The organism is Ruegeria sp. SATB027, assembly GCF_059613825.1.
In genome coordinates this window covers 43,350-55,779 of sequence record NZ_JBXWTH010000097.1, presented here as the reverse complement: position 1 = coordinate 55,779, position 12,430 = coordinate 43,350, and the positions used below count along the sequence as shown (strand labels likewise).

Below are 12,430 nucleotides of genomic sequence, written 5' to 3'. Positions count from 1 at the left end.
TCACCAGCGCTCCACCTTGAACATGGGGCGCGATGTATCACTTGTGTCGACCGGTCGCAGCCCCTCCGACGCCCGATCATCGGCGGCCAAACCCTTCATCGAAGAATTCCTTTCACGGGATCGGCGCTCTGACTTGGTCAAAGCGCGGCTTTCACCCTCGATCTGGCGTTGCCGCCGGATCAATTCGGCGAGGACCAATTCATTCGTGCCCACCTTTCCCATGGCGCGTGCCTTTTGCATGGCCTCGCGATACTCCCAGAGCGACACCGGCGGGATCTCAAGATTTCGGTATCGGGCCTCGACGCATCTGCCGCCATCCAGCTCGACCCAGACGGCCGAGAGATCGCGGGGATCGTAGCGGACCACCACCTTTCCGTCCCGACGACCGACATAACCTGCGAGGGCGTCGGACCAGTAGCGCAAGTCGAACAGATGGATGCCGTCGCGCCGAACCTGTCGCTGCTCACTTGGCAGGAAACTCACCCGAAACGCCTCCATGTCGAAGGGGATGTCGCCGGACATTTCCCCTGCGAGCGCATCCCACTTGGCAACGGGCGTGCAGCTGAGGCTTGAGTGAATGCTGTTGTTGTAACGGCAGATTTCGAGGGCAAACCATCGATCGAACTCTCGCAGGGTCATCGCCGCATTGGCTTCGGCATCGTAGCCGCCCTTGGCCGCAACTGACGACTGGGTGGTTCCCGGCAGGAGATGCACTGCGCCCATCATCGTGCCGATCAGCCGTTCGATATGCCCACCGAAATGAGGGCTTCCTGGCGGTCGGTAGACCAGGTTGATCCCCCATTCCGCACAAGCTGACTGAAAAGCCTGGGACCGGAAATCGCGGCCATTGTCGACATGGATGCTGCGCGGTTTGCCTTGGGCAGGCCACGGTACAGCGCATTCAAGGTCAGCCACCAGTTCTGCTTTTGAGGCGACAGCATGCGTAAGACACAAGGCCACCGAAAGGCGCGATGGCGCCTCGAAACTCACGTGGTATCCCGTCACCATGCGTGTGTTGATGTCGATCGCGAGGGTGACCCAAGGCCGGCCGATGGGTTTACGCTCGAAGCTGTCGACAAGGATGATGTCGGCCGGTGTGTGATCGATCTGCACGACGTCCAGCGGCCGCTCTGCCGCGTTCTGCCCTGTCACCGGCGCGAAACGCTGCCGTGCCGCCTTCGCCCCCTCGCGCGCTTTCATGACTTCGCGCACATCCATCGCATCGAGACGGCGCTGAACTGTCCGGCGCGTCGGCCTCTGAAACCCTTGCTCACCGCAAGCACTGCGGATTTCGCTGACCACCCGCGCCAAGCTGGGACGCTCCCGGCGCAAGTAGTATCGCATGAGGTGATCTTCGATGATGGCTTCAACCTCGTCTTGCACCATGGCGGTTCCCGTTGGACGGCCACGTTTTTTCGGAACAATCGCACTGGTTCGGCCGCCTCCTTCGGCAAGCCTCCGGATCCACCGCCAGACCGTCGCACGGCTTACACTTAGCTCCCAGACCGCGTCACGGATGCCGCTCTCCAGGCTATCGGCCCCGGACAGATAGGCCTGAACCAAGGGTCGCAATACTGCTGCCCGGCGCTGGTCCTCCGCGCCAACAACTCCGACTTCTTCGCGATCGGCTTGCATCGTCGCTGCAGACCTGCCCTGTGAACCCTGTCTCACCTTTAACGGCAAGAATCTCAGAATTAAAGGCAACATCTCACATTTAAGGGCAACGGTGTACCATTGATTTTATTGAATTCGTCTTCTCAGAATTAAGGGCTACGCGACAGCCGTGCTGGCCGGCGAGGTTTCGCGATGACGGAGGAATGGCAATGTGGCCGAGACGTCAGGCGCGGGTTACGATACCTCCCGCAAAAGGCTCTGTCCGACCATTGGTCTTAATCGCTGCTGAGCCACGTGTCTTTGATACGCACGCCTCATGCCTGAACGACCGTGTTCTGTGGAATGGGAAACCAGCAGATAAATTCGAAAGCGCTGTCACTGCTACATAGACACGGAATGCGCCAAATACTTACGCTCCGCCTTAGCCAACCAATGCATTCAGCCAGACTAACCTAACGCAGCAATAGATGCAGCTTCCTCCTTCAATCGAGACAAAATCCAATCGGTTTGAGCGTCCCGCTTGCCTTCTGAAAGGGTCTCGACGCGGAGGCCGGACTTCAATTCAGGCAGCAGCAAGCAGATGGAGAGTGCGGGATACATTGCTTTCATAGCGACCGCCGTTCGGTCCGGCATTGATGCAGCGAGATCCGTTGTCGCAAGCATCGCTCCGACACCAGCGTAGCTGGGTACAGTTACGACGCGGTTTCGGTGCCGTTCTTGGCGTGCCATCCATACGTCTAGGTAGTTATCCTTTGCTCGCCAAGGCAACGAGTAGATGAAATCGCACGAGAGATACTCCTCCATCTCAATCGTCGCCCGGCATGCAAATTTATGGCGAGGCCCAACGACACAGACGACGCGGTCCTGCCATATTTCATCGAACGAAAGAGATGAACTCGGCGGCGTATGGCCGCCGACCGAAAAAACAAGATCGACGGCCCCCGCAATAATATCGGCTTCATAACTTCGTCGCTCGAAGGAAAAGATCTCGAGCCCCCATGTCGGCGCATTTGCACGAAGTATCTCGGCCAGCATAGGAATTAATGTGGGTTCCAAAGCTCCAGGTGCTGCCACGCGCAAAACGCGAGGCAGATTCCAAGGCGCTTCGCCATTTGGATCCTCTGACAATCCCTTCAGGCCATCGGCAAGACGGTCCAGCGTGACCCCAACGATCCGCCCGAGCGCGATAGCCTTCGGCGTCGGCGTGATATCATTTCCGTGCCTGACAAACAGTGGATCACCGGTCACATCGCGCAATCGCCTCAAGGCGTGGCTGACGGCAGACGACGTTACGTTGAGGCGCGCGGCCGCGTCCGCGATGCTTTCACTCCTCAAGACTTCGCGAAATACGCGAAGCAGGTTGAGGTCAAATTTAGACAAATCCATCGCGCGTGAATCCAATTCATGACGTACTGAAAAAGCATCATTTGCTTCATTCGCCTCGCGTGCCTAGTCCATGCGCGAAAGCTGGGCAACCTGCGATTTGCACTTCGGAAGGACGACTATGAACGCAAAACAATATTCCCTCATCGCGGCAATCCTTGCTGTACTGCTACACCCAGCGTCCGCTGTCGCAGAGACGCGTATTATTGAACGGGAGGCCCTCATTCCCCCACTTGAAGGGCGAACCTCAGATTTTCTCGCCGTCGATCTCGGCGATGGAGAACGCTGCGAGCTTTCCGGAAGCGATCTCACGAGCCGACACGCTCCGTGGTCGAGTTTCAAGATCGCGAACTTCGTGATTGCGCTGGAGACGGGTACGACAATGGACCCGCATGAATGGAGGGACTGGGATCCCGTGGCCCGCCCCCCTGCCCGCTACTGGCCCGACGCATGGCGACAGGGGCAGACACTTCAAACCGCATTTCAGAGGTCGGCAGCGTGGTACTTTCAGGAGGTCGCTCAGGAAGTCGGGGGACGCCAATACCGCGGGATCCTCAGTGCTTGGAACTACGGGAACGCGAATGCTCCTGACGGAAATGACGGGTTTTGGCTCGGAGGTCCTCTTGCGATCTCGGTCGAGGAGCAAGTTGAGTTCGTTTCTGCGCTTCTCACTGGCGGGCTAGACGTGGACCCAACGACTATCGACGCTATTACAGCGGCTAGCCAGGACGACATTCTCGACAACGGTGTCTTGCACGGAAAAACTGGTTCTGGGCCCATCGAGGCCGGAAACTTCGACGGCGCCTTCGAGGGCTGGTATGTCGGGTGGTTGACGCGTCAAGGCCAAGAACCTGTTGTCCTCGCACATTACGTTCGTGCGCAGACGTACGCGGATCTCAGGACATTTCGGAGAGACCATAGCATGATCCTGCTTGATGCCTGTGGATTCTGAACCGGCGCCCGGCCACTAGGGCAAATTACTGATCGAAGATGCCACCCGATCATCCGCGACGGAGAGAAGCGGTCATCGTACCAAAGACGACGATGCCAGCTTTGCTTCGCATGCCTGTACGTCCAGCGCAATCACGCCGTGGCGACGGCGGGTTTCGACCGCTTTGTGAGCGCGGGCGATCTCGGTCAGAGGGAAACTCTTCTCGATAACCGGGGCCAGCTTGCCTGTGTCGGCCAACTCCGCAAGGCGCGAAAGCTGCGCCGCATCCGGTTCGGAGACACCAAAACGCACCGCGTGGCCGTGGCGCCGCATTGGGACCAGCATCTGACGCGCCTCGCGCCAGCCGCCCTCGGTCGTCAGGTAGCGCCCCCCAAGCTGCAACAGCCCGCGGGCCCGACCGAAATCCAGGTGCCCGATGGTGTCGAACACCGCGTCGAAGCGGGCGTCAACCGTGGTGACATCCTCGCGGGTACGGTCGATCACCTCGTCAGCGCCGAGACCGCGTACGAAATCGACGTTGGCGGATGAGGTCAGTGCGGTGACATGCGCGCCCAGAGCCTTCGCGATCTGAACGCCGGCATGACCAACCGCGCCCGAGGCGCCGGTGATCAGAACCCGCTCGCCGGTCCGGAGCTTGCCAAGATGACGCAGGAAGTGATCGGCGGTGGCGGCGCCGAAGGGGAGTGCTGCGGCCTGCGCATGGCTCAGGCTCAGCGGCTTGGCGGCAATCGCGGCGGTCTCGGACACGGCGATGTAGTCCGCGTGCCCACCCCGGTTCAGCGCGCCGAAGACCGGCTCACCGACCGCGAACCGCGCCGCGCCCTCGCCGGTGGCGACCACAGTGCCGGAAAAGGTCACGCCGGGCACGGGATGCCGGGGGCGGAACAGGCCCGTCGCCAGCCGCCCCACAAGGCGCAGGCCCCTCGGATAGGCCGCGCCGCGCAGGCGCCAGTCGCCCGTGGTGACGGCGGAGGCATAGATGTGGACCAGCACCTCGCCCGGGGCGGGGCGCGGGACGGGCATAGTCTCGAGCGCGATCACCTCCGGCCCGCCATAGCGGCGGATGGTGGCGGCGGTCATGGTTTCGGGAAGGGTCTGGGACTGGAAAGGCATGGGTGTCTCCGTGACGCAAAATTACGACTGACCCCGGCATACGCCTTCTTATACGCATGAAGAATTGACTGACTGAGCAGTATAGTTATGCATAAATGCATGAATTGGGACATGCTGCGCTTCGACTGGGCCCGCGCGCGGGCCTTTCTCGCTACGGTCGAGACCGGCAGCCTGTCGGGCGCGGCCCGGGTTCTGAAGCTGGCCCAGCCCAGCGTAGGCCGGCAGGTCGAGGCACTGGAGCGCGAACTGGGCGTGACGCTGTTCGAGCGGATCGGCAAGCGGCTGGTTTTGACCCCGGCCGGGCTCGACCTGCTGGACCATGTGCGCGACATGGGCGAGGCGGCGCAGCGGGTGGCGCTGGCGGCCTCGGGACAGAGCCAGAGCCTTGATGGACCGATCCGCATCACCGCCGGCGAGGCGGTCAGCGCCTACATCCTGTCCCCTATGCTGGAGGCTCTGCGCGCCGCCCATCCCGATATCGAGATCACCATCGTGGCCACCGGTCAGCAAAGCAATCTGCAACTGCGCGAGGCCGATATCGCCATCCGCAACGCCCGGCCCACCCAGGACGACCTGATCGCGCGCCGCACGCCCGACCGCCCGGCGGGCCTGTTCGCGCGGCGCGACTATCTCGAGCGGCTCGGCGGTGACCTCTCGCGCGCCGATTTCATCGGCTTCGAGGGCAGCGACAACATGGCCCGCGCCCTTACCGAGCGCGGCTACCCGGTCGAGGCACGCCAGTTTCGCATCCTGTGCGAGGCGCATCTCGTGCAATGGGCCTATGTCCGGCGCGGCATGGGCGTGGGGCTGATGATGGACGAGATCGCGCTGGCCGACCCCGAGATCGCGCGCGCGGTGCCGGGGTTCAGCGTGCCGGTGCCGTTGTGGCTGGTCGCCCACCGCGAGGTGCGCACCTCCCGCCGCGTGCGGGTGGTGTTCGACATGCTGGCCGAGGCACTCAGCCATCCGCCGGCGCCTGCCGCGCCCCCTGTCTGAAGTGCGGTTTGGCCGGGTTGCCGACCCGCGACACTGGCCTGATCGCGCGGCGCTTCCGCTTGCGATCTCGAAAGCGAAGGCGTGGCTGCTCGACATTCGCCTTCGCCAGCGCCGTGACCTACCGAGCATCGCAAGCGCTCGGGTCATCGCGACAGAGAGACTCTTCCCAGGCATCGAATGTCGCTTGCCAGTTGACGTGATCGCAACCCACCAGCCCGAGCACCGCCATGATGACGAACGAGAAGACCGCGGTGCCGCGCATCAATCCGCCTCCAAGGCGTTGAAGAGAAGATTTGAGGTCGCTTCCGAAGAGCCTTCGCCCGTCATCGCGACCGCGACGATGGCCGCGCGGTCAGGATCGTAAGCCACAAGAGCCCGCGCTCCGGGCACACCGCCTGAATGCCCGATCCACACCGCGCCGCCGTTCGGGTCCGGTACGTCGTAGACCATCAGCCCAAGGCCGTACCACAGGCCGTCCTGAAACATTGGATAGAGGTCGGCGGTCATGTCGGCCACGGTCGCCTGCGACACGATGCGCCCCGCCAGGAGGTCGCGCAGGAACAGCGCCATGCTCTCGGCGTCCGCTACGACCCCGCCCGCGCCCTGATGGGCGCGGAGACCGAAGGCCGGCAGGTCGGTGCCCCCGCTCGGGGACGCGACATCGGTCATCGGGTCGTCGGGTGCGAGGATGCGAATGGCGCGAGCAGCGCTGCGCGACAGCACGAGGTCGGCCGCCGCTCTATGGAAGGGCTCCCCTGTGACATCCTCGACGACGTAACCGAGCAAGGTGTACCCTGAGTTGGAGTAGCGCCATGCCGCGCCGGGACAGGCGTAGGGCGGCTGTCGGATTACGACCTCCAGCAGACCTTCACGGTCGAGCGATACCGCATTCGACCGCACGACCGGATCCTCGTTGGCGCTGTAGAGCCCGGATGTGTGATCGAGCAGCATCCGCAGCGTGATGACGTTGTCGTTTGGCACGCCCTCCAAATAGGCGGAGATTGGGTCGTCGAGCGTCAATCGCCCGTCCTCGGCGAGCCGGAGAATGGCCGCGGCGGTGACGATCTTGCCCACGCTTGCCCAGTAATGAAGCGTCCCGGGCGCCGTTCCATGGCGCGCCGTCCAAGGGCCGCCGCCAGACTGCCAGACCGCGACCGACAGGCTGGGCGCCCCGGTTTCGCTCAGTGCCATCGCGACGGCGCTGCCGAGCGCATCGGTCTCGCCAAGGGTCAATCCGCTTTGGGGTCCAGGGATGAGCCGCGTTGCGGTCGCGGGCAGCGGCGCACGCAGATCGGCACCGGAATAGGCCACCGCCGCGGTGCAGGTCTCGTGGGTCGGCCGGGCGAGGTCCATGCTGGTGCAGCCGGCGGCAAGCAGGCCCAGGGCGAGGAGCGTCGATCGTCGTGTCATTCGGGGTCCGTTGGTTCTTGCGCCCGCCGATCATACCGGAAAGTCGGGGAGCGAATTTTTTGCAGAGCGGTGATTCGTTATTGTTTTACAGAAATAATCTGCCTATAAGAGAGCCGAAGCGCAAGGGGTGCCATGACGACTCCAACGATGACGAACCAAGACAGCCTCTCCCGCCAGGCGACCATCGCGGCATGGGGCTGTCGGCTGACGGCCCTCGCCATCCCCGTCCTGCTGCTGGTCTCGTGGACCGTGGGCGAGGCTGAGCGCGCGGCCCTGTCGCAGTTGGGACTGCCTCCCGATCACCCGCTCTCAAGCCCACAACTGATCTCGGCCAGCCTCCTGTCGCTTATGCCCGCGCTCGCCGTTTCAATGGCCCTCATGCGTCTGGCGGGCTGCTTCACTGGCTTCACGCGCGGCGACTGGTTCGGCCCCCGTCAACCCGAGGCACTGGCAGGGACCGGGCGCTGGTTGATGATGGCCGGGGCGCTCGCCATCGTCGTGCCCACGGCCCTCGGCCTTGTCCTGTCGCTGAACGCCGCCCCCGGCGCGCGCGTGCTCACGGTGAGCCTCTCGAGCAACGGCATTCTGGCGATCCTGTTCGGCCTCGCCTTCTGGTCGCTCGGGCGGGTCTGGGCGCGGGCGCGCGCCATCGCGGCCGAGAACGACGCGTTCGTCTGATGCCGATCGTCGTCCGTCTCGACGTCATGATCGCGCGGCGCAAGATCAGTTCGAAGGAGCTGGCCGCGCGCATCGGCATCACGGAGGCGAACCTTTCGCTCCTGAAACGCGGTCACGTGAAAGGCGTCCGGTTCGAGACGTTGGCCAAGCTCTGCCGCGAACTCGACTGCCAGCCTAGCGACCTTCTCGAATACGAAAAGGAGGATTCCGATGGAACACCTCAAGCGTAATGCGGAACGGATGATGAAACGGCGCGGAGCGTATGAGGCCTTCGCCGCGATACTGACGTTCGCATTGTTGGTCGGCGGTGAATGGATTACGGCGACACTTGTTGGGCTGTTCCTCGTCTGGGTTCGCGACCGTGTGGTCCGGGACTATGACTGACATGACGCGCAGGCGGCTCATGGCGCTGACCGGAATGGCCGGTCTGTTCGCGATCAGACCGCTCGCCGCAGATGCACGGCCCGACAACACCGGCTATCAGATCGCGGTCAGCGACAGAGAGACCATCGAGCAAACCCATGGCGGGCTCGCCGCGCCGGGGCGTCCTGTTTCGGATAGTACGCTGTTTCAGGCCGCATCCTGCTCGAAGCCAGTGGCGGCACTGGCGGCGATGACGCTTGTCCGGGATGGCCTTCTCGACCTCGACAGGCCGGTCAACGAGTACCTGACGCGCTGGAACCTTCATGGCCGCTGCGCCCGGCGCGCGACAGCCGCGGCGCTGATGTCCCACACAGCCGGAACGTCAGTGAGCGGGTTTCCGGGCTATCCGGCCGACACACCGATTCCGACCCTGTTGCAGGTCCTCGACGGTGCGGCGCCGGCAAACACCGAAGCGGTGCGCGCAGATCGCCTGGCCTGCGGATGGCACCGCTACTCGGGCGGCGGTACGACCGTTCTACAATTGCTGATCGAGGAGGTCAGCGGGCAGAGCTTCGCCGACTATGCTCGCACAGCCGTTCTCGAGCCTCTTGGGATCTCCGGCGCAACCTTCGATCTGGAACCTATCGGATCCATCGCCTTCGGCCATTTCGAAGATGGGAGTGTAGTGGCCGGCGGCTTCCACAGGTACCCCGAAAGTGCCGCTGCGGGCCTTTGGTGTCGCGCGGTGGATCTGGCGCTAGTCATGCGTGGTCTCGTTGCATCCGTCCGGGGCGAGACCGGCGCGATCCTTCCACTGGATCTCGCGCAACGGATGATCACCCCGGTCCAAGGTCGCGCAGCGCTTGGGGTGTTTTCTGACAGGGGCGCGGCCATCTGGCATGATGGGACAAATCATGGGTTTCGCGCACTGATGACCGCTGATCTGGAAACCGGACGGGTCGTCGGCGCACTTGCAAACAGCGATGCGGGCATGTCGAAAATCACGCGTCATCTGACTCAAGCTATCAGGATTTAGAGCCGAAAGGAAAGTCAAAGGACGGATGGCATAGCTCCTCAGATCTTGCACCGGTGACGAACGAATTTTCGACGTGTCGCATGACACTGTTGAAGACGGTTCAAGCTGGGCATTCGAGCGCCTGAAGAAAGGGGTCGCCATGACTGTGCTAAACGCCTTGCGCCATGTCACGAAGCGGCCCGAAGATGAAGGCGACAGCGAGGTTGTCTACGTGGCCTTCGCTCGGCGCGCCAAGGGCAACAAGATCGCGTGGCGGGTCAAGACAGCCGACATTCTCGACAACCTGAATGGGTCGCGATGGTTGGTGCTTACCGAAAAGGACATGCGCCGCATGAATCGCTATCTGGCTGCTCTGCGCGAGCTGCGAGACGCGGAAGCCTGATTGACCCGTATACGGGTCTCACTGCCGTGGGGCCACCACTTCGAAGAGATCTTCCGCCGACAGCTCATCATTTCGATCAGAGGTCGACCTTGCTTCTGTCGCCCGTGTCTCGACGATTCGCCACATGCGATACCGCCCCTGCCCCGTGACCTCCCGGATCAGGCTTCGCTCCTCCATCCAGTCGATGTTGCGCTGAACCGTCGCCCGGTGCGCCCCCGTTAGTTTCTCGGCCATCTGTACTGAGACCAACGGCCAGCTTTTGAAGAGGTGCCGCAGCATCGGTGGAGTCTTGCCCGAGAGCGGCGCCATCGTTCGCTCCGCCGCCGCCGCCCAGGCTTCGATCTCCTCCAGCCTGCGCAGGGCTGCGAATGTCGCGCTCTCCATCGCACTCAGCCAGCGCGCTAACCGGGCGGACGGGTCCCCGATTGCGCGGAAGCCCCCTCCCCCGCCCATGGCGATGGGTGCGAAGATTGCGCCCGGAGCGCTCCCCGACGGCGCGAGATCGGCGACCGCGACACGCGCAGCCGTCACCGCGGCCTCCAGCGGATCGTCGACTGGCGAGAGCTCCGCGACATGCCAGAGATGAAAGCCCATGCAGGCCCGCGTAACGGGGTGCAGGTCGTCGGCCTGATCCATTATCGCGAGCCATCCGGCGGCCCGGTCCTCGAAGGCGTCGCGCTCTGCCATCTCGACCACGCGCGAGGGAGCCTTGGCGTCGTCAAAGCGCTCCCCCTGCCCCGGGCGGTCGCGCCGATCAAGGAAGGTTTCGAGGTCGCCCACACCCCAACGACGCGCCAACGGCGCGGGTCCGCCGGTCAGCCGCCGCACGGTCCAGCCGATCCGGTACAGCGCCTGCGCATCATCCGTTACGGTCGAGACCCGCAGCGCCATGTAAAGAGACAACCGGTCGAGCCCGATCCGGTCCTGCGTGAGCCAGCTCAGGTCCGCAGCCTCGATCAGGGCGAGCCGCTGCCGCCAGCCAGCCGGGCCGCGGCGCAGGCGCTCATCGAGGATCCCCAACCGGGCAGCAACACGGGCGAACTGCGCCGCCTGCCCGGCCTCGGCCGCGCGCCAGGCATCGACGACTTTGGATTCCTTCGCCTCAGGCGCAGGTCCGGGCGGCAGATAATCCGGTTCGTCCTCGAGCGGCCCGGGCAGGAACCAGAGGTCGGCGTCATCCTCGGCGTCGGACGCCTCCAGGTCTTCGAGAGACACCCCCTCATCGTCCATGTATGTCAGGCGTAGTCGGCTCATGCGCGCATTATACAGCCATTATGCGCGCTTGGCGATGAAGTTTGAGGGACTGCGTTCTCCTCTACTATAGAGGCGCCCGAGGATGCTGTCTTCTCGAGAGCGATGGAGCGCCTCTCGTGGGCTTCAGCCATAGATACAAGGCTTCCCGAACTCAGCGCGACAAGGGAAACGCCCCTTGCAAGCGTTTACAAACGGTCGTTTATTGGCGATATATTAAATTGCAAACGGCCCGGTTTCATGCCCCTGATTGGCTATGCGCGCGTCTCCACCGAGGATCAGACACCCCTGCCCCAGTCTGAGGCACTGCAGTCTGCGGGATGCGCCGAGATCTTTGAAGAGCACGCCTCGGGCGGCAATCGCGCGCGGCCCGTGCTTGCACGTGTGCTGGAGCGGATTGGCAAGGGCGACACGCTGGTCGTCGTGCGGATCGACCGGCTTGCGCGGTCTTTGTCGCACCTTCTTGAGGTGATCGAAAAACTGGAGGGCAAGGGGGCGTTCTTCCGCTCGCTCCAGGACCCGATCGACACTGCCTCGCCCCAGGGCAAGTTCACGTTGCAGGTTCTGGGCGCTGCGGCTGAGTTCGAACGCGCTCTGATCCGCGAGCGTACCAAAGCCGGACTTGCCTCGGCACGCTCAAAGGGCCGCGTCGGCGGCAACCCAGGTCTTCGCGCCAAGGACCCTGAAGCGCTGCGCAAGGTGCGGCTGGCGCGACAGGACGGCTACATGGAACGCTTGAACGAAACTGCGCAGGATTGGGTGCCGCATGTGCGCCGTTTGCGCCCCGATATGGCTTGGGAAGACGTCCTGCGGATCATCAATGGCCCCCTGCCCCATGATCGGCGCTGGACGCAAAGCCGCCTGCTCCGCGCCGTGAAGGCATACGTGGCGGACGGGTTCCTGCCCGCTGAAGTGCTTGGACGCGCTGGACGTCGCGAAACCGACGATCGCCTGCCTGCGATTGTCGCCGCAATCAAAGGTGCTGACCCCGAGATCACCTTGCAGGCAATCTGCGACCGACTGGAATCCATGCGTGAGCGCACCCCTCGCGGTCGCACCAGCTGGCAGCCTTCCTCAGTCAGAATGCTGCTGGAGCGTGCTGAAAAGCTGGGGCTCCTCTGAGGATCACACTTGTGTTGGCCTAACCGATTGCCACTAAATCTAGAAAGTGCTTGCACGAATCTGGTTGGTCGGGCAATAGTCTCGAAAAATAACGCGCGGTCACATAAAAAACGCGCCCACGGATCGGGGC

Annotated in this window: 13 protein-coding genes; 8 read left to right on the top strand and 5 right to left on the bottom strand. The window is 63.3% G+C overall.

Going from position 1 to position 12,430, the window contains the following annotated elements:
• Positions 1–1,635 (bottom strand): TnsB C-terminal domain-containing protein, encoded by a 1,635-nt coding sequence (locus tag AC2FPW_RS22430; RefSeq protein WP_496815499.1) that lies wholly within the window; start codon positions 1,633–1,635, stop codon positions 1–3.
• 426 nt (positions 1,636–2,061) lie between these two features.
• Positions 2,062–3,000, bottom strand: coding sequence for a LysR family transcriptional regulator (locus tag AC2FPW_RS22425; protein WP_496815497.1), 939 nt, complete (start codon positions 2,998–3,000; stop codon positions 2,062–2,064).
• Positions 3,001–3,118: 118 nt separating this feature from the next.
• Between AC2FPW_RS22425 and AC2FPW_RS22420 the strand changes: the two genes are divergently transcribed.
• Complete coding sequence (locus AC2FPW_RS22420) at positions 3,119–3,949, top strand: penicillin-binding transpeptidase domain-containing protein (RefSeq protein ID WP_496815496.1); 831 nt, start codon at positions 3,119–3,121, stop codon at positions 3,947–3,949.
• Between the two features lie 72 nt (positions 3,950–4,021).
• Here AC2FPW_RS22420 and AC2FPW_RS22415 read toward each other — a convergent pair whose 3' ends face one another.
• Positions 4,022–5,062 (bottom strand): NAD(P)-dependent alcohol dehydrogenase, encoded by a 1,041-nt coding sequence (locus tag AC2FPW_RS22415; protein ID WP_496815494.1) that lies wholly within the window; start codon positions 5,060–5,062, stop codon positions 4,022–4,024.
• Between the two features lie 111 nt (positions 5,063–5,173).
• On the opposite strand from AC2FPW_RS22415, the gene AC2FPW_RS22410 reads away from it, so the two are divergent.
• Positions 5,174–6,058, top strand: coding sequence for a LysR family transcriptional regulator (locus tag AC2FPW_RS22410; RefSeq protein ID WP_496815493.1), 885 nt, complete (start codon positions 5,174–5,176; stop codon positions 6,056–6,058).
• Between the two features lie 261 nt (positions 6,059–6,319).
• Here the strand turns inward: AC2FPW_RS22410 and AC2FPW_RS22405 are convergent, their stop codons facing one another.
• A complete protein-coding gene (locus tag AC2FPW_RS22405; protein WP_496815491.1) occupies positions 6,320–7,468 on the bottom strand; it encodes a serine hydrolase domain-containing protein in 1,149 nt (382 codons plus the stop codon).
• 147 nt (positions 7,469–7,615) lie between these two features.
• On the opposite strand from AC2FPW_RS22405, the gene AC2FPW_RS22400 reads away from it, so the two are divergent.
• The 5 genes from AC2FPW_RS22400 (at position 7,616) to AC2FPW_RS22380 (ending at position 9,927) form a co-directional block, all read left to right on the top strand.
• Positions 7,616–8,146: a hypothetical protein gene (locus tag AC2FPW_RS22400; protein WP_496815489.1), complete on the top strand. Its 531-nt coding sequence runs from the start codon at positions 7,616–7,618 to the stop codon at positions 8,144–8,146.
• Positions 8,146–8,376: a helix-turn-helix domain-containing protein gene (locus tag AC2FPW_RS22395; RefSeq protein ID WP_496815488.1), complete on the top strand. Its 231-nt coding sequence runs from the start codon at positions 8,146–8,148 to the stop codon at positions 8,374–8,376. Before AC2FPW_RS22400 ends, AC2FPW_RS22395 begins: the two co-directional genes overlap by 1 nt.
• Positions 8,357–8,530 (top strand): hypothetical protein, encoded by a 174-nt coding sequence (locus tag AC2FPW_RS22390; protein WP_496815486.1) that lies wholly within the window; start codon positions 8,357–8,359, stop codon positions 8,528–8,530. The genes AC2FPW_RS22395 and AC2FPW_RS22390 overlap by 20 nt, the downstream gene beginning before the upstream one ends.
• Entirely contained in the window at positions 8,523–9,545 is a 1,023-nt protein-coding gene (locus AC2FPW_RS22385; protein WP_496815485.1) for a serine hydrolase domain-containing protein, read from the top strand. Before AC2FPW_RS22390 ends, AC2FPW_RS22385 begins: the two co-directional genes overlap by 8 nt.
• Before the next feature lie 73 nt (positions 9,546–9,618).
• Positions 9,619–9,927: a hypothetical protein gene (locus AC2FPW_RS22380; RefSeq protein ID WP_496815483.1), complete on the top strand. Its 309-nt coding sequence runs from the start codon at positions 9,619–9,621 to the stop codon at positions 9,925–9,927.
• Between the two features lie 18 nt (positions 9,928–9,945).
• On the opposite strand, the gene AC2FPW_RS22375 is transcribed toward AC2FPW_RS22380, so the two are convergent.
• Positions 9,946–11,181, bottom strand: coding sequence for a helix-turn-helix domain-containing protein (locus AC2FPW_RS22375; protein WP_496815482.1), 1,236 nt, complete (start codon positions 11,179–11,181; stop codon positions 9,946–9,948).
• A 237-nt stretch (positions 11,182–11,418) separates the two neighbouring features.
• Here AC2FPW_RS22375 and AC2FPW_RS22370 point away from each other — a divergent pair, with 237 nt between their 5' ends.
• The gene (locus AC2FPW_RS22370) at positions 11,419–12,300 is read left to right on the top strand and encodes a recombinase family protein (RefSeq protein WP_496815481.1); all 882 of its coding nucleotides are present in this window, start codon (positions 11,419–11,421) and stop codon (positions 12,298–12,300) included.
• The last annotated feature ends 130 nt before the right edge of the window (positions 12,301–12,430 follow it).

Bases quoted from the DNA above. Each gene is read 5' to 3' on its own strand.
- AC2FPW_RS22405 (WP_496815491.1), bottom strand. From the start codon at position 7,468: ATGACACGACGATCGACGCTCCTCGCCCTGGGCCTGCTTGCCGCCGGC.
- AC2FPW_RS22400 (WP_496815489.1), top strand. From the start codon at position 7,616: ATGACGAACCAAGACAGCCTCTCCCGCCAGGCGACCATCGCGGCATGG.
- AC2FPW_RS22375 (WP_496815482.1), bottom strand. From the start codon at position 11,181: ATGAGCCGACTACGCCTGACATACATGGACGATGAGGGGGTGTCTCTC.
- AC2FPW_RS22420 (WP_496815496.1), top strand. From the start codon at position 3,119: ATGAACGCAAAACAATATTCCCTCATCGCGGCAATCCTTGCTGTACTG.
- AC2FPW_RS22370 (WP_496815481.1), top strand. From the start codon at position 11,419: ATGCCCCTGATTGGCTATGCGCGCGTCTCCACCGAGGATCAGACACCC.
- AC2FPW_RS22430 (WP_496815499.1), bottom strand. From the start codon at position 1,635: ATGCAAGCCGATCGCGAAGAAGTCGGAGTTGTTGGCGCGGAGGACCAG.
- AC2FPW_RS22395 (WP_496815488.1), top strand. From the start codon at position 8,146: ATGCCGATCGTCGTCCGTCTCGACGTCATGATCGCGCGGCGCAAGATC.
- AC2FPW_RS22385 (WP_496815485.1), top strand. From the start codon at position 8,523: ATGACTGACATGACGCGCAGGCGGCTCATGGCGCTGACCGGAATGGCC.
- AC2FPW_RS22410 (WP_496815493.1), top strand. From the start codon at position 5,174: ATGCTGCGCTTCGACTGGGCCCGCGCGCGGGCCTTTCTCGCTACGGTC.
- AC2FPW_RS22390 (WP_496815486.1), top strand. From the start codon at position 8,357: ATGGAACACCTCAAGCGTAATGCGGAACGGATGATGAAACGGCGCGGA.
- AC2FPW_RS22415 (WP_496815494.1), bottom strand. From the start codon at position 5,062: ATGCCTTTCCAGTCCCAGACCCTTCCCGAAACCATGACCGCCGCCACC.
- AC2FPW_RS22425 (WP_496815497.1), bottom strand. From the start codon at position 3,000: ATGGATTTGTCTAAATTTGACCTCAACCTGCTTCGCGTATTTCGCGAA.